This window comes from Burkholderia sp. AW49-1 (genome assembly GCF_053427845.1).
In genome coordinates, this window is the sequence record NZ_JBSAXF010000012.1 from 102,733 (window position 1) to 120,114 (window position 17,382).

At 68.0% G+C, this 17,382-nt stretch carries 17 protein-coding genes and 1 tRNA gene; 10 read left to right on the top strand and 8 right to left on the bottom strand.

Translation table 11 applies throughout. The annotated features are described in order from the left end of the window. Positions 1 to 30 precede the first annotated feature (30 nt). The 4 genes from ACV22W_RS19570 (at position 31) to ACV22W_RS19585 (ending at position 4,398) form a co-directional block, all read left to right on the top strand. On the top strand, positions 31 to 759 hold the full coding sequence (locus ACV22W_RS19570; protein ID WP_059528042.1) for a response regulator transcription factor: 729 nt from the start codon (positions 31 to 33) through the stop codon (positions 757 to 759). 17 nt (positions 760 to 776) lie between these two features. Further along, positions 777 to 2,330, top strand: coding sequence for a sensor histidine kinase (locus tag ACV22W_RS19575; RefSeq protein ID WP_059690627.1), 1,554 nt, complete (start codon positions 777 to 779; stop codon positions 2,328 to 2,330). A gap of 222 nt (positions 2,331 to 2,552) precedes the next feature. Next, on the top strand, positions 2,553 to 4,211 hold the full coding sequence (locus ACV22W_RS19580; RefSeq protein WP_448021118.1) for an MFS transporter: 1,659 nt from the start codon (positions 2,553 to 2,555) through the stop codon (positions 4,209 to 4,211). Between the two features lie 110 nt (positions 4,212 to 4,321). Then, positions 4,322 to 4,398, top strand: a tRNA-Met gene (locus ACV22W_RS19585). A gap of 111 nt (positions 4,399 to 4,509) precedes the next feature. Here ACV22W_RS19585 and ACV22W_RS19590 read toward each other — a convergent pair. Beyond that, the gene (locus ACV22W_RS19590) at positions 4,510 to 5,484 is read right to left on the bottom strand and encodes a LysR family transcriptional regulator (protein ID WP_448021119.1); all 975 of its coding nucleotides are present in this window, start codon (positions 5,482 to 5,484) and stop codon (positions 4,510 to 4,512) included. 196 nt (positions 5,485 to 5,680) lie between these two features. Continuing rightward, entirely contained in the window at positions 5,681 to 6,649 is a 969-nt protein-coding gene (locus ACV22W_RS19595; RefSeq protein WP_059528054.1) for a GlxA family transcriptional regulator, read from the bottom strand. Positions 6,650 to 6,765: 116 nt separating this feature from the next. Between ACV22W_RS19595 and ACV22W_RS19600 the strand changes: the two genes are divergently transcribed. Next, a complete protein-coding gene (locus ACV22W_RS19600) occupies positions 6,766 to 7,449 on the top strand; it encodes a DJ-1/PfpI family protein (RefSeq protein ID WP_448021120.1) in 684 nt (227 codons plus the stop codon). A 94-nt stretch (positions 7,450 to 7,543) separates the two neighbouring features. Continuing rightward, positions 7,544 to 7,855, top strand: coding sequence for a cupin (locus ACV22W_RS19605; RefSeq protein WP_448021122.1), 312 nt, complete (start codon positions 7,544 to 7,546; stop codon positions 7,853 to 7,855). Between the two features lie 9 nt (positions 7,856 to 7,864). On the opposite strand, the gene ACV22W_RS19610 is transcribed toward ACV22W_RS19605, so the two are convergent. From ACV22W_RS19610 to ACV22W_RS19620, 3 genes are all read right to left on the bottom strand, one after another. Next, positions 7,865 to 8,149: a PAAR domain-containing protein gene (locus ACV22W_RS19610; protein ID WP_011657840.1), complete on the bottom strand. Its 285-nt coding sequence runs from the start codon at positions 8,147 to 8,149 to the stop codon at positions 7,865 to 7,867. After that, the gene (locus tag ACV22W_RS19615) at positions 8,146 to 8,400 is read right to left on the bottom strand and encodes a hypothetical protein (RefSeq protein ID WP_448021124.1); all 255 of its coding nucleotides are present in this window, start codon (positions 8,398 to 8,400) and stop codon (positions 8,146 to 8,148) included. Before ACV22W_RS19615 ends, ACV22W_RS19610 begins: the two co-directional genes overlap by 4 nt. 63 nt (positions 8,401 to 8,463) lie before the next feature. Then, a complete protein-coding gene (locus tag ACV22W_RS19620; RefSeq protein ID WP_448021126.1) occupies positions 8,464 to 8,856 on the bottom strand; it encodes an MAPEG family protein in 393 nt (130 codons plus the stop codon). 400 nt (positions 8,857 to 9,256) lie between these two features. On the opposite strand from ACV22W_RS19620, the gene ACV22W_RS19625 reads away from it, so the two are divergent. Continuing rightward, positions 9,257 to 12,364 carry a transglycosylase domain-containing protein gene (locus ACV22W_RS19625; protein ID WP_448021127.1) on the top strand — a complete coding sequence of 1,036 codons (3,108 nt, stop codon included), beginning with the start codon at positions 9,257 to 9,259 and terminating at the stop codon, positions 12,362 to 12,364. Between the two features lie 34 nt (positions 12,365 to 12,398). Here the strand turns inward: ACV22W_RS19625 and ACV22W_RS19630 are convergent, their stop codons facing one another. After that, a complete protein-coding gene (locus ACV22W_RS19630) occupies positions 12,399 to 12,746 on the bottom strand; it encodes a GFA family protein (RefSeq protein ID WP_448021129.1) in 348 nt (115 codons plus the stop codon). Positions 12,747 to 12,902: 156 nt separating this feature from the next. Between ACV22W_RS19630 and ACV22W_RS19635 the strand changes: the two genes are divergently transcribed. Beyond that, a complete protein-coding gene (locus ACV22W_RS19635; RefSeq protein WP_059528077.1) occupies positions 12,903 to 13,148 on the top strand; it encodes a DUF1272 domain-containing protein in 246 nt (81 codons plus the stop codon). A gap of 21 nt (positions 13,149 to 13,169) precedes the next feature. Here ACV22W_RS19635 and ACV22W_RS19640 read toward each other — a convergent pair whose 3' ends face one another. Further along, entirely contained in the window at positions 13,170 to 13,889 is a 720-nt protein-coding gene (locus ACV22W_RS19640; protein ID WP_448021131.1) for a FadR/GntR family transcriptional regulator, read from the bottom strand. A gap of 119 nt (positions 13,890 to 14,008) precedes the next feature. On the opposite strand from ACV22W_RS19640, the gene dgoD reads away from it, so the two are divergent. Continuing rightward, complete coding sequence (gene dgoD / locus ACV22W_RS19645) at positions 14,009 to 15,157, top strand: galactonate dehydratase (protein ID WP_448021133.1); 1,149 nt, start codon at positions 14,009 to 14,011, stop codon at positions 15,155 to 15,157. Between the two features lie 136 nt (positions 15,158 to 15,293). On the opposite strand, the gene ACV22W_RS19650 is transcribed toward dgoD, so the two are convergent. Then, positions 15,294 to 16,226, bottom strand: coding sequence for a copper resistance D family protein (locus ACV22W_RS19650; protein WP_448021135.1), 933 nt, complete (start codon positions 16,224 to 16,226; stop codon positions 15,294 to 15,296). A 377-nt stretch (positions 16,227 to 16,603) separates the two neighbouring features. On the opposite strand from ACV22W_RS19650, the gene ACV22W_RS19655 reads away from it, so the two are divergent. Continuing rightward, the gene (locus ACV22W_RS19655; RefSeq protein ID WP_059528087.1) at positions 16,604 to 17,368 is read left to right on the top strand and encodes a c-type cytochrome; all 765 of its coding nucleotides are present in this window, start codon (positions 16,604 to 16,606) and stop codon (positions 17,366 to 17,368) included. Positions 17,369 to 17,382 lie beyond the last annotated feature (14 nt).

The following is a 17,382-nucleotide window of genomic DNA, read 5'->3' on the forward strand; positions in this document are numbered from 1 at the left end:
CGAACGCCCCGCCGGCCATCGGTCAGCAACATGCGAATTCTCATCGCCGAAGACGACAGCATACTCGCGGACGGCCTCACCCGGTCACTCCGCCAATCGGGCTATGCCGTCGACCACGTGAAGAGCGGCGTCGAGGCCGATACCGCGCTGTCGATGCAGTCCTTCGACCTGCTGATCCTCGATCTCGGGCTGCCCAAGATGTCCGGGCTCGACGTGCTGAAGCGCTTGCGCGCGCGCAATTCCAATCTCCCCGTGCTGATCCTGACCGCCGCCGACAGCGTCGACGAGCGCGTGAAGGGGCTCGACCTCGGTGCGGACGACTACATGGCCAAGCCGTTCGCGCTCAACGAGCTCGAGGCGCGCGTGCGCGCGCTGACCCGGCGCGGCGCGGGCGGCGGCCCGACCGTCGTGCGCCACGGCTCGCTCGCGTTCGACCAGGTCGGCCGCATCGCATATGCGAACGACCGCGTGCTCGATCTGTCCGCGCGCGAGCTCGGGCTGCTCGAAGTGCTGCTGCAGCGCATCGGCCGGCTCGTGTCGAAGGAGCAGCTCGTCGACCATCTGTGCGAATGGGGCGAGGAAGTCAGCAACAACGCGATCGAAGTGTACGTCCACCGGCTGCGCAAGAAGATCGAGCCGAGCGGCGTGCGGATTTCCACCGTGCGCGGCCTCGGCTACTGCCTCGAGAAAGTCGCGCCCGCGGCGCCGGCCGACTCGCCCGCGCCCCAGTCCGCGGCGGCCGGCACGCCGCTGCGCTGAGCCCGGCCGTCGCCGCGATGGCCACGCCGGCCCACTCCCGCCATCCGACCGGCGATCAACCGTCCGCCGCCGACGCCGCGCGCGACGCGCGCTACGAGAACCCGTTCGCGCCGCCCGACGAAACCGACACGCCCGAGGCCGCGCGGCCGCGCTCGCTGTTCGGCGAAATCCTCGACTGGATGCTCGCGCCGCTCCTGCTGCTGTGGCCGATGAGCATCGCCGTCACCTATCTCGTCGCGAAGACGATCGCGAACGGCCCGTTCGACCGCGCGCTCGAGACCAACGCGTACGTGCTCGCGCGGCAGATCCATCCGGTCAACGGCGTCGCCGAGCTGACGCTGCCGCAGCAGACGCGCGACTTCCTGCGCGCGGACAACGTCGACAGCGTGTACTTCCAGGTGCTCGGCACGCGCGGCGAGCTGGTCGCGGGCGAGGCCGACATGCCGCTGCCGCGCGACGAGGACCGCCCGCCGCCGGGCGTCGTCGTGTTCCGCGACGACCTGCTGCGCGGCAACGACGTGCGCGTCGCATATACGACCGTCGCGCTGCCCGAGTCGAACGGCACGCAGCCCGTGCTCGTGCAGGTCGGCGAGACGCTCGACAAGCGCAACGCGCTCGCGAACGACATCATCAAGGGCGTGATCCTGCCGCAGTTCGTGATCCTGCCGCTCGCGATCCTGCTCGTCTGGTTCGGGCTGTCGCGCGGGCTCGCGCCGCTCAACGCGTTGCAGGCGCACATCCGCGCACGGCGGCCCGACGACCTGTCGCCCGTCGAGGCGCAGCGCGCACCGCCCGAGATCGAGCCGCTCGTCACGTCGTTCAACGACCTGCTCGCGCGCCTCGAACAGAACATGGCGCTGCAGAAACGCTTCATCGCCGACGCCGCGCACCAGATGAAGACGCCGCTCGCGGGGCTGCGCACGCAGGCCGAATTCGCGTTGCGCCACCCCGTGCCGCCCGACGTGCAGCGTTCGCTCGAACAGATCGCGACGAGTTCCGAGCAGGCCGCGCGGCTCGTCACGCAACTGCTCGCGCTCGCGCGCGCCGAGAACCGCGCGAGCGGGCTGACGTTCGAGCCGGTCGAGATCGCCGCGCTTGCACGCCGCACGGTGCGCGACTGGGTGCAGGCCGCGCTCGCGAAGCGCATGGACCTCGGCTACGAAGGCCCGGAGGACGATGCGCCGCTCGAGGTCGACGGCAATCCCGTGATGCTGCGCGAGATGCTCGGCAACCTGGTCGACAACGCCATCCGCTACACGCCCGAAGGCGGCCGCATCACCGTGCGCGTGCGGGCCGAGCGTGCGGCGCGGCGCGTGCATCTCGAAGTCGAGGACACCGGGCCCGGCATCCCGGCAGCGGAACGCGACCGCGTGGTCGAACGTTTCTACCGGATCCTCGGCCGCGAAGGCGACGGCAGCGGCCTCGGACTCGCGATCGTGCGCGAGATCGCCGCCCAGCACGGCGGCACGCTGACGCTCGACGATCATGTATACCAAAGCGCACCGCGCCTCGCCGGCACGCTCGTGCGCATCAGCCTGCCGCTGTCGGACACCGCGCCGGATCAATCCTGATACGCGCGAGTCCTTACCACCCCGCGACCGCATCGAAACCGGCGCTTTACCACCCGATCGCGACACGATCGAAACGCGAAACGACCGATTCGGCGCGGGTTAACGCGCAGTCGTTTTGTGCCCGCGAGTCAGTGCGCCGTAAGTTTCCGTGCCAATAATCGTCGACAGGCCCGCCCACCCAAGGCGGCCGCATATCTATATCAAGGGACTTGGAGACGATTCATGGCAACGTTAGGCGAGCAAATTTCGCACTCGCCGATGACGGGCGAAGAGAAGAAGGTGATCTTCGCGTCGTCGCTCGGCACCGTGTTCGAGTGGTACGACTTTTATCTGGCCGGATCACTCGCGGCCTACATCAGCAAGAGCTTCTTCTCCGGGGTCAATCCGACCGCCGCATTCATCTTCACGCTGCTCGGCTTCGCGGCAGGCTTCGCCGTGCGTCCGTTCGGCGCGATCGTGTTCGGCCGGCTCGGCGACCTCGTCGGCCGCAAGCACACGTTCCTCGTGACGATCGTGATCATGGGCATCTCGACCTTCGTGGTCGGCTTCCTGCCCGGCTACACATCGATCGGTATCGCGGCGCCCGTGATCTTCATCGCGATGCGGCTGCTGCAGGGCCTCGCGCTCGGCGGCGAGTACGGCGGCGCGGCGACCTACGTCGCCGAACATGCGCCGGCGAACCGTCGCGGCTTCTATACGGCATGGATCCAGACGACCGCGACGCTCGGCCTGTTCCTGTCGCTGCTCGTGATCCTCGGCGTGCGCACGTTCATCGGCGAGGAAGCGTTCGGCAACTGGGGCTGGCGCGTGCCGTTCGTCGCGTCGATCCTGCTGCTCGCGGTGTCGGTGTGGATCCGGTTGCAGCTGAACGAATCGCCGGTGTTCCTGCGCATCAAGGCGGAAGGCAAGACGTCGAAGGCGCCGCTGACCGAAGCATTCGGCCAGTGGAAGAACCTGAAGATCGTGATCCTCGCGCTCGTCGGCCTGACCGCCGGCCAGGCCGTCGTGTGGTACACGGGCCAGTTCTACGCACTGTTCTTCCTCACGCAGACGCTGAAGGTCGACGGCGCCAGCGCGAACATCCTGATCGCGATCGCGCTCCTGATCGGCACGCCGTTCTTCCTGTTCTTCGGGTCGCTGTCGGACAAGATCGGCCGCAAGCCGATCATCCTCGCGGGCTGCCTGATCGCGGCGCTTACCTACTTCCCGCTGTTCAAGGCGCTCACGCACTACGCGAACCCGCAGCTCGAACTCGCGACGCAGAAGGCGCCGATCACGGTCCTCGCCGATCCGGCCACCTGCTCGTTCCAGTTCAACCCGGTGGGCACGTCGAAGTTCACGAGCTCCTGCGACATCGTGAAGAGTGCGCTCGCGAAGGCCGGTCTGAACTACGAGAACGTCGCGGCGCCGGCTGGCGCGACCGCGCAGATCAAGGTCGGCGATACGGTGATCCCTGCGTTCGACGGCAAGGCGGCCGATGCGAAGGCGCAGGGCGCGGCATTCGACAAGACGCTCGCGTCGACGCTGAAGGCGGCCGGCTACCCGGCGAAGGCCGACCCGTCGCAGCTCAACTGGCCGATGACGATCGTGATCCTGACGATCCTCGTGATCTACGTGACGATGGTCTACGGCCCGATCGCGGCGATGCTGGTCGAGATGTTCCCGACGCGTATCCGCTACACGTCGATGTCGCTGCCGTATCACATCGGCAACGGCTGGTTCGGCGGCTTCCTGCCGGCGACCGCGTTCGCGATCGTCGCGGCGAAGGGCGACATCTATTCGGGGCTCTGGTATCCGATCGTGATTGCGCTGGTCACGTTCGTGATCGGTCTGCTGTTCGTCAAGGACACGAAGAACTCGAACATCTACGCGCAGGATTGAGGCCGGATGGCGGGCAGCACCCCGCCCGCCACCGGTGCCGGCATCTTTTTTCAGGAAAGTGAAAAAAGGTGTTGACAGCCCGGCGGTACATCTACATAATTCAAGTCTTCGGCGAATTAGCTCAGTCGGTTAGAGCGACGGAATCATAATCCGCAGGTCCGGGGTTCGAGTCCCTGATTCGCCACCAAATGCGAAAAGCCGCTGTTCCGAAAGGATCAGCGGCTTTTTTCATTGCTTCATCCGGGCGGGCGCGGATTCGCGCACCGCCTTTGTCCGTCAGGCGTGCGCGTCCTGCGCGTTACGCCACCACCGCCCCGCGCTGCGCATCGGGCACCCCCGCCCGCACCTTCCCCCGCCAGTTCTCCCCGCCCTCCAGCGCCGGCGTCGACTCGAACAGCTCCGCGATCCAGTCCGCGAACACGCGCACCTTCTGCGACAAATGCCGGTTGTGCGGATACACGATCGAGATCGGCTTGGGCTTCGGATTGCAGTCGGGCAGCACCTCGACCAGCGAGCCGTCGCGCAGGTGCGGCAGCACCATGAACAGCGTCGGCTGGATCATCCCGAACCCTTCGAGCCCGCACGTCACGTACGCATCCGAATCGTTGACGGTGACACTGCCGTTCATCCGCACCTCGACCGGCTTGCCCTCGATCATGAACACCCAGGGAATCGCCCGTGCACCGTGGCTCGCGCGGAAATTCACCGCATGATGATCGGCCAGGTCGGCGATCTCCTGGGGCTCGCCGTGGCGCGCGAGATAGTCGGGCGACGCGCAGGTCACGCGCTTGAGCATCCCGATCCGCCGCGCGACCATCGACGAATCCTCGAGCGGCCCGACCCGGATCATGCAGTCGATGCCCTCCTCGACCGGATCCACGTAACGGTCCGACAAGCCGAGATCGAGCGTGATGTCCGGATAGCGCTGCCGGAAGATCGACAGCGCCGGCAACACGACGCGCCGCCCGAGCGAACTCGGCATATGGACGCGCAGCACGCCGCTCGGCTTGCGGTTGCCGGTCTGGAAACTCGCGTCGGCTTCCGCGATCTCCGAGATGATCTTCATGCAATGCTCGTAATACGCGGCGCCCTCCGGCGTCAGCGACAGCCGGCGCGTCGTCCGGTGCATCAGACGCACGCCGAGCAGCGCCTCGAGATTCTGGATGATGGTCGTCACCGACGCGCGCGGCATCGCGAGCGTGTCGGCCGCGCGCGTGAAGCTGTTCGCGTCGACCACGCGGGTGAAAACTTCCATTGCCTGAATGCGGTCCATGCTGCGCCCCCTTCGAATCGCCAACGGAACAGAATAGAGCGCGCAACCCGCGCGGCACAAGCCCCCGCCTATTGTTTTCCACTTCTGAATAGTCGCAGCATTTCGGACTGGAAAGTGACCCGGATCCGTGCAGTTCCAGACGCGACGGCTCCATCCCCGGTCGCCATGCGCGACGCGCTCACCGCTCACCGGCACGTTACCGCACGAACCGTTCGCGATAGCCCTGCGGCGACACGCCGAGCACGCGAACGAAACTGCGCCGCAGCGTCTCTTCCGAGCCGAAACCGCACCGCGTGGCGATCCGCTTGACGGGCCACGCGGTTTCGCCGAGCAGACGCTGCGCGGCCTCGACGCGAATCTGCTCGACCGCGCGCGCGGGCGTGCGGCCGGTACCCGCGCGGTAGTGACGCACGAAGCTGCGCTCGCTCATGCTGACGCGCTCGGCAAGCGCCGGCACCGACAGGTCGGCCGTCAGGTGCTCTGCGATCCACGCATGGAGTTCGCCGAAGCGGTCGTCGGTACGTTGCATCGACAACATCGCGCTGAACTGCGCCTGCCCGCCCGGCCGCTTCAGGAACACGACGAGCTCGCGCGCGGCGTCGAGCGCGATCGCGCGCCCGAGATCCTCCTCGACCAGCGCGAGCGCGAGGTCGATGCCGGCCGTCACGCCGGCCGACGTCCACAGCGCGCCTTCGCGGATGAAGATCGGATCGGGCTCGACGCGAACGTTCGGATAGCGCGCCGCGAATTCGTCGCAGCGCGCCCAGTGCGTGACCGCGCGCCGCCCGTCGAGCAGGCCCGCCTCGGCGAGCAGGAACGCGCCGGTGCAGACCGATGCGACACGTCTCGCGCGCTGCGCCTGCTGCCGGACCCAGCGCACCGTCCGCGCGTCCCGCGAAGCGGCGTGCACGCCCTTGCCGCCGGCCACGATCACCGTATCGGGCCGCCCGGCCGAGCGCAGCGAATCGGCCATCACCACGAGGCCCGAGGACGTCTCGATCGGCCCCGCCTCCGCGGCGACGACACGCGGCGCATACGGCACGGGCTGCCCGCGCTCCTGCGCGAGTTCGTTGACGGATGCGAACACCTGCAGCGGCCCGGTCACGTCGAGCAACTGCGCACGGGGGAACGCGAGGACGATGATCGAGCGCGGAGCGGCAGGCATGGCGATTGGCTGAAAACGTGGGTGATATGGCAATTTCGCCAAACACTACGCGCCTAGAATCGATCTGTCCATCGTGCGCCGGCCGTGGCGCATCCCCTTCCCTTCGGAGCGTTCGCATGACCCTGCATATCGGCCTTCTCGTGTTTCCCGGCGTCCAGCAACTCGATCTCACCGGCCCGCACGACGTGCTCGCGTCGTTGCCCGACGCGACCGTCCATCTGATCTGGAAATCGCGCGACACCGTCACGTCGAGCAGCGGCCTCGCGCTCGCGCCGACCTGCACGTTCGGCGATTGCCCGCCGCTCGACGTGATCTGCGTGCCCGGCGGGATCGGCATCAACGACCTGCTGCTCGATGCCGAAACGATCGCGTTCGTGCAGCAGCGCGCGGCGGCCGCGCGCTACGTGACGTCGGTCTGCACGGGGGCGCTGCTGCTCGGCGTGGCCGGCCTGCTGCGCGGCCGCCGCGCGACGACGCACTGGGCATTTCATTCGCTGCTCGCCCCGCTGGGTGCGGTGCCCGTGCGCGAGCGCGTGGTGCGCGACGGCAACCTGATCACCGGCGGCGGCGTGACGGCCGGCATCGACTTCGCGTTGACGATCGCCGCCGAACTCGTCGGCGACGAAGAGGCGCAGTCGATCCAGCTGGCGCTCGAATACGCGCCCGCGCCGCCGTTCGATGCGGGCTCGCCGGATACGGCACCGGCGTCGGTGCTGAAGCGCGTGACCGAGCGCTCGGCGGCAGGGCTGGAGAAGCGCAGGCAGACGATCGACGCGGCGTTGCGCGCGATGTCCCGCTGAAGACAAGCACACGAAAACCGAAGGGCGGGCGGGCCGCACAGTCACGCAGCCTGCCCGACTCCGCAGCATTCGCATTGACGGACCGGACCTATCGATGAACATCATCCGCAGCACCGCATTCACCGCGCAACGCCCGTGGGGGGCGCTGGACATCGCGAACCTGAACGGCATCACGGTCCGCCTGCACTGGACCGATCGGCCATACCGTTGGCATGTGAATGACGGCGAGGAGGTTTTCGCGGTGCTCGACGGCCGTGTCGAGATGCGTTACCGCGCAGCAGGTGTCGAGCACGCGACGGTGCTCGAGACGGGAGACGTATTCCACGCGACGATCGGCACCGAACACGTCGCGCACCCGCTCGGCGAGGCGCGCATTCTCGTGATCGAAACCGAGGGCAGCGTCTGACGACGGGCCTCAGCCCGAGATGGTGCCCGTCCCCTGCGACGGGATCAGTTTCGGCTGCGGCGTGCACAGGCACTGGCACAGGTCGTGTTCGAGCGCGACGACCTTGCCCATCACGGTCATCGTCCGTTCGCCGCCGTCGGACACGATCACGCCCTGGGTCTTGCATGCGGCGCAGAACACCGGCGCGCCGAGATAGGCGAGTTCGCGGCCGTCGAACGACGAATTGGCGATTCCGTCGAGCACGACACCGCCATGGTCGGTCGTGTCGCCCTTCAGGATGAATTTGCGGCTCATGCTTCGGCTCTCCCTCGGATACGCCGCGCAACGCGGCGTCGGGCCGCGCGCGGGCAGTCGGTATCCGCCCGTCGGTCGCGGGCGTTTCGCGAGGATATCACCGCGCGGCCGATCGTCGAATGCACGTCGTTCAGCGCGGCGTTCGCGCTGTCGTTGTACACCGACACCATGTCATGCACGCCGAAGCGCTTCACGGACGTCGACCGGATACGCGAGCGGATGGCCACGATCGCGTGCGGCACCTGATCCACTGCTTCGTCGAAGGCCGGGCTCCCGCACCATCCCGCGAAGCGGTTATGGCGATGGCGACGCACTCAAACGACCAGCGCGACGCAAAGCGCGGCGCCGCACAGATACGTGCCGAACGCGCCGATGAAACGCAGGGGATTCGGCCTGCCCATCGTCGGCCACACAAGCAGTCCGATCACGAGCAGACAGCGGCTCGCCGTTGTCGCGACGATCAACGAGACGATCGCGCGCGACGGGTCGTGTGCGCCGAAATAGAGAAACAGCACCGCGAGAAACGGTGCGTATTCGGCCGTATTGCCGTGCGCGCGCACGACCTTGTGCAATCCGTCGGTCGGATCGGACGCACACCCGGAACCGGTAGCGTGCCGGAAGCGCGCAACCGACACGGTCAGGCCGAGCCCGAACAACAGCAACCCCAGGATCGTCGTGCAAACGAGCGCGACGGGATGGATCGACATGGGACCCTCGGTGAAAGCGGACATGCGCCGCACATCCGGCGATCGTACCCGCGGCACGTACACCCCGGCTATTGCGGAAACCCGTAGCGCCTTCATGAAACGCCCATGGATCCGGACGGGATCGGACCCGATTTGCGACGAGACGGCAACGCACAAGGCCGGTGCGTGAGCGCCCGGCGCGGCCACCCGTCGTCGTCCCCGGCGCGCAAGCGGCACGCGCAAACGTTACTCCACGGCGTCACGCACCACCTCGATGCAACGCCGATTGCCGCATGACACAGGCATGTGCGTTGCGTGGGCGCATCTCGGTAGTGAACCGCCCTTGGCAGCCGGCTGCGGAGGACTACACTAATCCTTAATGAGGTGCGGCCCGAGCCTGCGCCTTCAGGGAGACGCCGCCATGAATCGGCCGCTGAATCGCATCCTGCCGCGCGTGACCGGTAGTGCCTCGGTCTGGACGTGGATCAAGTGGTCCTTGCTGGCCGCGTTGGTGATCGCAATCGCGATCGTCGCGCGGCTCGTGATGACGGAGATCGCGACGTCGCGCCTGCAGGCGCACTACCTGTCCGAGCTCACCCGCGACGTCGGCTACACCGTCGAGGCCGGCGCAAGCGACCACATCCGTTTCCCCGCCAACGGGCCGTACGACCAGCGCCTCGGCTACTCGATGATTCCCGCGTTCCAGCAGCATCTGCTCGCGCGCGGTTTCGTCGTCGGCAAGCAGGCGCGCGATTCGGACCGGATGCTGTCGCTCGCCGATCACGGCCTGTTCCTGCCTTACGAAGAGAAAGACCAGGCCGGGCTGATGCTGTTCGACTCGACCGGCTCGCCGCTGTTCGCGACCGTGTTCCCGCAGCGCGTCTACGCCGACTTCGACACCGTGCCGCGCGTGATCGCGGATTCGCTGCTGTTCATCGAGGATCGCTACCTGCTCGACGCGAACCAGCCGAACCGCAACCCGGCGATCGACTGGGGGCGCTTCAGCCGCGCGCTCGCCGACCAGGCGATGCACGTCGTCAACCATCACCAGGCGCGTCCGGGCGGCAGCACGCTCGCGACGCAGATCGAGAAGTTCCGTCATTCGCCCGACGGCCGTACCGCGACGCCGCCGGAGAAGCTGAGGCAGATCGCGTCCGCGTCGGTCCTCGCGTATCTGAACGGCCCGCAGACGATGCTCGCGCGGCGCGCGATCCTGGTGCGCTACCTGAACTCGGTGCCGCTCGCCGCGCGGCCGCACGTGGGTGAAATCACCGGCATCGGCGACGGTCTCGCCGCGTGGTACGGCCGCGACTTCAACGACGTGAACCGGATCCTGTCCGCGCCGACGACCGGCGACAACGTCGACGAACAGGGCAAGACGTTCCGCGAAGTGCTGTCGCTGATCATCGCCCAGCGCGCGCCGTCGTACTTCCTGAATCGCGGCTACCCGGCGCTGCAGAAACTGACCGACAGCTACCTGCGGCTCCTGTCGAACGGCGGCGTGATCTCGCCCGCGCTGCGCGATGCGGCGCTCGCCGCGCAGATCGTGCGCAGCGCGCCGCCGGCCGCCGCGCACGTGCAGTCGTACGTGTCGCGCAAGGCCGTGTCGTCCGCGCGTGCGTCGCTGCTGTCGGCACTCGGAATCAGCGACCTGTACCAGCTCGACCAGCTCGACCTCGAAGCAACCAGCACGCTCGACAACGGCGTGCAGCAGGCGGTCGCAGAACGGCTCGCGCGGGCGTCGACCCGCGACGGCGCGCAGGCCGCCGGCCTGTACGGCTTCGAGATGCTCGCGCCGAAGGACGACCCTTCGCACCTCACGTACAGCTTCACGCTGTACGAGCACCGCAACGGCGCGAACATGCTGCGCGTGCAGACCGACAGCGTGAATCAGCCGTTCGACGTGAACCGCGGCGGCCGCATCAACCTCGGCTCGACCGCGAAGCTGCGCACGCTGATCACCTACCTGCAGATCGTCTCCGACCTGCACGCGCGCTACGGCAACCTGTCGAACGCGCAACTCGCGAAGGTGAAGCCCGACCCGATCGACGGGCTGTCGCGCTGGGCGCTCGATTACCTGTCGCATACGCGCGATCGCTCGCTGCAGGCGATGCTCGACGCGGCGGTCGAACGCAAGTACTCGGCGAGCCCCGACGTGTTCTACACGGGCGGCGGCGCGCAGGTGTTCTCGAACTTCGAGAAGTCGGACAACGGCCGCATCCTGACGCTGCATGCGGCGTTCGAGCACTCGGTCAACCTCGTGTTCGTGCGGCTGATGCGCGACATCGTCCATTACGAGATGCTGCAGGCGGCCGGCCCGTCATCGTCATGGCTCGGCGATCCGGCGCAGCGCAAGCATTACCTCGAGCAGTTCGTCGACGGCGAAAGCAAGGTCTACGTGAAGCGCTACTACACGCGCTATGCGGGCAAGGCGCCCGACGACGCGCTCGCGCTGATGCTGCAGGACGTGCGCAAGTCGCCGCCGAAGATCGCGACGGTGCTGCGCAGCGTCGCGCCGAACGAATCGCTCGCCTGGTTCAGCGCGCGGATGCGCGCGCAGCTGAAGGGCACGCCGGCCGCGACGCTGTCGGACGACGATCTCGCCGCGCTCTACGCGAAGTACGCGATCGACCGGTTCAACCTCAACGATCGCGGCTATATCGCGAGCGTCCACCCGCTCGCGCTGTGGACGCTCAACTATCTGCGCGCCCACCCTAACGCGCCGCTCGGCGACGTTCAGCGCGATAGCCGCGATGCGCGCTTCTACACGTACTCGTGGCTGTACAAGACGCGCTACCACGCGACCCAGGACCGGCGCATTCGCCACATGGTCGAGCTGCGCGCGTACGGGGAGATCACGAAAGCGTGGCGTGCACTCGGCTACCCGTTCGCGGAAGTCACGCCGTCATATGCGGCCGCGATCGGCGCATCGGGCGACCAGCCCGACGCGCTCGCGAAACTGATCGGCCTGATCGCGAACGGCGGCCAGAAGGCGCCGACCGAGACGATCACGCGCCTCGACTTCGCGAAGGGCACGCCGTACGAAACGCGCTTCGTGCGCGCGGCCGCGCAGCCGCGGCCGATGCTGTCGCCGGAGATCGTCAACGTGGCGCGCACGCTGCTGCGCGACGTCGTGCTCAACGGCACCGCGCGGCGTCTCGCGGGCGGCTTCACGCTGCCCGACGGCAAGACGCTCGAGGTGTACGGCAAGACCGGGACGGGCGATCAGCGCTTCAACGTCTACGCGCGCGGCGCGCGGCTGATCGAGTCGCGCAAGGTCAACCGCAGCGGCACGTTCGTGTTCGTGCTCGGCGACCGCTTCTTCGGCGTGCTGACGGCGACCGCGCACGAGCCGTATGCGGCACGCTATGACTTCACGAGCGCGATGGCCGTGCAGTTGCTGAAGTCGATGGCGCCGGCACTCGCGCCGCTGATCGAGCGTCCTGTCACGGCCGGCACGGGCACGGCGGGCCCGGCGCCGCAGGCGGAAACGCCGGCACCCGAGGCCGCGCCGGTCGAGCCGTCCTGACGGCGGGCCCATGCGCTCACGCGAGACGCGCCGCTCAGTGCGAGCGGCCGTCGTAGTGCGTGACCGGCAGCGCGTCGATATCGACATCCTCGAGGCATCGCACGTTGATCGCGGCAATCGCGGTGCCGTCCGGATGGGTCCCCTCGCCGAACGCATGAATCCCGCAGCGCTTGCAGAAGCGATGGCGGATCACGTGCTTGTTGAATGTATAGGTCGCGAGATGTTCTTCGGGCGTGAGGAGCTTCATTTGATCGCGCGGCACGAACCACATCAGCGCGCCCTTGCGCCGGCAGATCGAGCAGTTGCAGGCCAGCACGCCCTGCAGGTCGCCTTCCACCTCGAACTTCACGTCGCCGCAGTGACAGCTTCCACGATAAAGCATGGGTGTCTCCCGGGGCGGCCCGTGCGCGACGACGGCATCCCGGCGGGACGCCGTTGGCCGGGCCGGTTCAAGCGAGTACAGTAGCGCGCACCCGCGTCGCGCGCAATGTGCGGCGACGCTCGTCCCGACCCGCTCCGACCCACGAGGAAAACCGCCATGCTCGAACTGCGCCCCGGCTGCGAATGCTGCGACAAGGACCTGCCGCCCGATTCGCCGGACGCACGCATTTGCACCTTCGAATGCACGTTCTGCGCGACCTGCGCGGACGACGTGCTGAAGGGCCGCTGCCCGAACTGCGGCGGCGACCTGGTGGTGCGGCCGCGCCGTCCGGCGAGCCTGCTCGCGAAATATCCGGCGTCGACGCAACGCGTGCTGAAGCCGGGCGGCTGCGCGAACCACTGACGGCCCGCACCGCCCTTCCCGTCATGACATCTCGATCCGCGCGCGCGTCACCGCGAGCAGCGACGCCATCGCGCGGCGCGCGCCGTCCTCGTCGCGCACGCGAATCGCGTCGCTGACGGCCGTGTGCTCGGCGAGCGACGCATTGAACACATGCGCCCGGCGCGCGTTCAGATGCAGCTGCGCCTCGAGCGTGCGATCGATCAGCGCGCCGAGCGGCACCAGCAGCTCGTTGCCGCCGGCCTCCAGCACGCTCAGGTGAAAGCGCAGGTCGGCGCGCACCCATTCGTCGATGTTGCGCGCGGCGGCCATCGCGCGTACCGCGTCCTCGATCGCGTCGAAGGCGTCCGGCCCGTGTGCGCGCGCGGCCAGCGCGGCCGCATGCGGCTCGATCATCTCGCGCATCTCCTGCAGCTTCAGCGCGAACGCGAGCGGCGGCGCGACGCGCGCGTACCAGTCGAGCAGGTCTGCGTCGAGCAGGTTCCATGCGCGGCGCGGCCGCACGCGCGTGCCGACCTTCGGCCGCGATTCGACCAACCCCTTCGACGTCAGCGTGCGCAGCGCCTCGCGCAGCACCGTGCGGCTCACGCCGAACATCTCCATCAGGTCCGGCTCCCGCGGCAGCAGCGATTCGGGCGGATAGTCGCCGCGCAGGATCGCCGTCGCCAGCCGGAAGGCCGTCTGTCCATGCAGGTCGCGTTGAATGATCGTTCTCCGGTGATGGGCAACGCCGCGGCTGCCCACTATCTGCACAATAGTGCTATTAATACTATTTTTTATCGGGCTACGCTAGGATAACCGTCACGCATTCGACCGGCGCCGCATCGGCATGTCCGCGCCGGTCACCCCTGGAGACTCGCGACATGAAAATCACCCGCCTCGAAACCTTCGTCGTCCCGCCGCGCTGGCTGTTCCTCAAGATCGAAACCGACGAAGGGATCATCGGCTGGGGCGAACCGGTCGTCGAGGGCCGCGCGCACACGGTCGAAGCGGCCGTGCACGAACTTGCCGACTACCTCATCGGCAAGGATCCGCTGCTGATCGAGGATCATTGGCAGGTGATGTATCGCGCCGGCTTCTACCGCGGCGGCCCGATCACGATGAGCGCGATCGCGGGTGTCGACCAGGCGTTGTGGGACATCAAGGGCAAGCATCACGGCGTGCCCGTGCACGCGCTGCTCGGCGGCCAGGTGCGCGACCGCATCAAGGTGTATTCGTGGATCGGCGGCGACCGGCCGAGCGACGTCGCGAACAACGCGCGCGCAGTGGTCGAGCGCGGCTTCAAGGCCGTGAAGATGAACGGCTCCGAGGAGCTGCAAATCGTCGACACCTACGACAAGGTCGAGCAGGTGATCGCGAACGTCGCGGCGGTGCGCGACGCGGTCGGCCCGCACGTCGGGATCGGCGTCGATTTCCACGGCCGCGTGCACAAGCCGATGGCGAAGGTGCTCGCGAAGGAGCTCGATCCGTACAAGCTGATGTTCATCGAGGAGCCGGTGCTGTCGGAGAACGCAGAGGCGCTGCGCGACATCGTCAACCAGACCAACACGCCGATCGCGCTCGGCGAGCGGCTCTACTCGCGCTGGGACTTCAAGCACATCCTCGCGGGCGGTTACGTCGACATCATCCAGCCCGATGCGTCGCACGCGGGCGGCATCACCGAGTGCCGCAAGATCGCGACGCTCGCGGAAAGCTACGACGTCGCGCTCGCGCTGCACTGCCCGCTCGGCCCGATCGCGCTGGCCGCCTGCCTGCAGCTCGATGCGGTGAGCTACAACGCGTTCATCCAGGAACAGAGCCTCGGCATTCACTACAACCAGGGCAACGACCTGCTCGACTACCTGCGCAATCCCGAGGTATTCCGCTACGAAGACGGCTTCGTCGCGATCCCGCAGGGCCCGGGGCTCGGCATCGACGTCAACGAGGAGAAGGTGCGCGAGATGGCGAAGACGGGGCATCGCTGGCGCAACCCTGTGTGGCGTCACGCGGACGGCAGCGTCGCCGAGTGGTGATGAGCGAGTGAGATGAAGCGCGTTGCGCGGCGCGCATGCCGTGCAACGGTTTCGCGACGGCCGCCCGACAGGCGGCCGTTTGTGCATCTGCAGCATGCGACGCGCGCGGGCACCCGGCACCGCACCGCCCCGGCCGTCAGCCGAGCGCCGCGAACCCCGGCACGGTAAACGACAGCACGGCGGCCGCGACGAACACACCGATCATCGTCAGCGCCTCGAGATGCAGGATGTTGCGGAACGTGTGCGCGTCTTCGGTCGACGCGGTACGGCGCAGGCGCGGCAGCGCGGAGAAGCGGTTCAACCCGCCGAGCACGAGCGCGAGCGCGACGAGCAGCAGCTTGAGCAGCAGCACGTGTCCCCACGTGCTGCCGTCGAGCGGCGCGAACGAGCCGCCGAGCCCGCGCAGCGCATTGAGCACGCCCGTGCCCAGCACGAACACGACCGCGATCGTCGACGTACGTGACAGCCGCTGGCCGATCCGGATCAGCGCGCCACGCGCGACCGACGACCCGAGCACCGGCAGCACAGCGAGCCCGCCCGCGAGCACGAGGCCGCCCCACACCGCGGTGGCGAGCAAGTGCAGCGTCTGCACGCCGACCGCCGCGGACAGCGGGCCGGTGTCGGCCGCATGGCCGAGCGACGCCTTGCCGGCCGCGACCACGATCACCGCGAGCCACAGCACCGCGTGCGCGACCGGGCCCTCCGGCTTTGCCAGCGCGACGATCGCGAGCACGACGGCGCCGGCGAACGCGACGCTCCATGCGAAGCCCGTGTGCGTCTGCGAGAGCATGACGGGAATCGCGGCGAACGCGCCGCCGAGCCCCGCGCCGCTCATCGACGCGGCTTCGTACACGAGCCAGCCGAGATCGGCGAGCACGAGCGCCAGCGCCGCCGCGACCAGCGAATGTTGCGCGCGCAGCCATGCGGGATGCGACGGCGCGACGACCGGTCGCGCGCCGTCCTTGCCGAGCCACGCCTTGAGCAGCGCCGAGCCGACGGCCATCGCGAACGTCGCGTCCATCAATGCCGCCAGCGCGACCTGTCCGATCCACAAGCTGTCGATCCTCATCGCGCGCGCCCTCCCGGGAACGGCCGGCCCGCAACGCGGCGGCAAATGGAACGACAGCGGGAAGACGGCAACGGCACGGTAGGGAACGTCATCGATGAATCCGGAAACGGGAGAAATGACTGGGTCTGCGGCGGAGGCGGCGCCGCGCGACCCGCGAGTGTACGGTCTTCGATGGTCAAAGCGCACGCCGGTTCACACAACCCGTGCACGAAGCGCGTCAAATTGTCGCAAGTCGCAAACAGGCAGGAACCGATGTCCTTTTGCCAAATAGCCGTCATTACCCATCGATGATAGAATGCCGCGTCGCAGCAGCCCGGCTGTCCTGCCGTCCATGCGCCGAGCCGATCGTAGCCCGGACAGGTCCCCGACGAATAAACATGGAGTCTCGTGTGTCTTCAAGACGCCTCTTCCGTCCGTTGCTTGCCGTTCTCCTGATCGGTGGCGCGGGCCTTACGAGCGCTGCTCAAGCGCAGACCAAGCCCACGGAGCAAGCGCACGCCCAGCAGGCGCCGCTCAAGGCACCCGATACGATGGCCGAGCGTGTGCGCGGCTGTACCGCATGCCATGGCGTTCACGGCCAGGGTACGGACAACGACTATTTCCCGCGGCTTGCCGGCAAGCCGGCGGAGTACCTGTACAACCAGCTCGTCAACTTCCGTGATGGCCGGCGCAAGTACCCGCCGATGAACTATCTGCTGACGTACCTGAACGACGATTACCTGAAAGAGATCGCCGAGCACTTCTCGGCCGAGCGTCCGCCGTACCCGACGCCGGCCAAGCCGACGCTGCCGGCCGCCACGCTCGCGCGCGGCAAGCAGCTCGTCACGCAAGGCGATCCGTCGCGCAAGCTGCCGGCCTGCGTGGCCTGCCACGGCGCGGGGCTGACCGGCATGCAGCCGGCGATCCCGGGCCTCGTCGGCCTGCACGCCGATTACCTGAGTGCACAGCTCGGCGCATGGCGCTCGGGCAACCGCCACGCGAAGGCACCGGATTGCATGCACGAGATCGCGTCGAAGCTGTCGGACGAAGACGTGACGGCCGTGACCGCGTGGCTCGCCGCGCAACCGGCGCCCGCCAACCCCGTGCCGGCACCGGCGCGTTCGATGAAGACTCCGCTCGCCTGCGGCAGCGAACCGCAATAAGGCAAGGGAGACAG

Excerpts from the sequence above, each read along its gene's own strand:
- ACV22W_RS19570 (WP_059528042.1), top strand. The coding sequence starts at position 31 with ATGCGAATTCTCATCGCCGAAGACGACAGCATACTCGCGGACGGCCTC.
- ACV22W_RS19575 (WP_059690627.1), top strand. The coding sequence starts at position 777 with ATGGCCACGCCGGCCCACTCCCGCCATCCGACCGGCGATCAACCGTCC.
- ACV22W_RS19580 (WP_448021118.1), top strand. The coding sequence starts at position 2,553 with ATGGCAACGTTAGGCGAGCAAATTTCGCACTCGCCGATGACGGGCGAA.
- ACV22W_RS19590 (WP_448021119.1), bottom strand. The coding sequence starts at position 5,484 with ATGGACCGCATTCAGGCAATGGAAGTTTTCACCCGCGTGGTCGACGCG.
- ACV22W_RS19595 (WP_059528054.1), bottom strand. The coding sequence starts at position 6,649 with ATGCCTGCCGCTCCGCGCTCGATCATCGTCCTCGCGTTCCCCCGTGCG.
- ACV22W_RS19600 (WP_448021120.1), top strand. The coding sequence starts at position 6,766 with ATGACCCTGCATATCGGCCTTCTCGTGTTTCCCGGCGTCCAGCAACTC.
- ACV22W_RS19605 (WP_448021122.1), top strand. The coding sequence starts at position 7,544 with ATGAACATCATCCGCAGCACCGCATTCACCGCGCAACGCCCGTGGGGG.
- ACV22W_RS19610 (WP_011657840.1), bottom strand. The coding sequence starts at position 8,149 with ATGAGCCGCAAATTCATCCTGAAGGGCGACACGACCGACCATGGCGGT.
- ACV22W_RS19620 (WP_448021126.1), bottom strand. The coding sequence starts at position 8,856 with ATGTCGATCCATCCCGTCGCGCTCGTTTGCACGACGATCCTGGGGTTG.
- ACV22W_RS19625 (WP_448021127.1), top strand. The coding sequence starts at position 9,257 with ATGAATCGGCCGCTGAATCGCATCCTGCCGCGCGTGACCGGTAGTGCC.
- ACV22W_RS19630 (WP_448021129.1), bottom strand. The coding sequence starts at position 12,746 with ATGCTTTATCGTGGAAGCTGTCACTGCGGCGACGTGAAGTTCGAGGTG.
- ACV22W_RS19635 (WP_059528077.1), top strand. The coding sequence starts at position 12,903 with ATGCTCGAACTGCGCCCCGGCTGCGAATGCTGCGACAAGGACCTGCCG.
- dgoD (WP_448021133.1), top strand. The coding sequence starts at position 14,009 with ATGAAAATCACCCGCCTCGAAACCTTCGTCGTCCCGCCGCGCTGGCTG.
- ACV22W_RS19650 (WP_448021135.1), bottom strand. The coding sequence starts at position 16,226 with ATGAGGATCGACAGCTTGTGGATCGGACAGGTCGCGCTGGCGGCATTG.
- ACV22W_RS19655 (WP_059528087.1), top strand. The coding sequence starts at position 16,604 with ATGGAGTCTCGTGTGTCTTCAAGACGCCTCTTCCGTCCGTTGCTTGCC.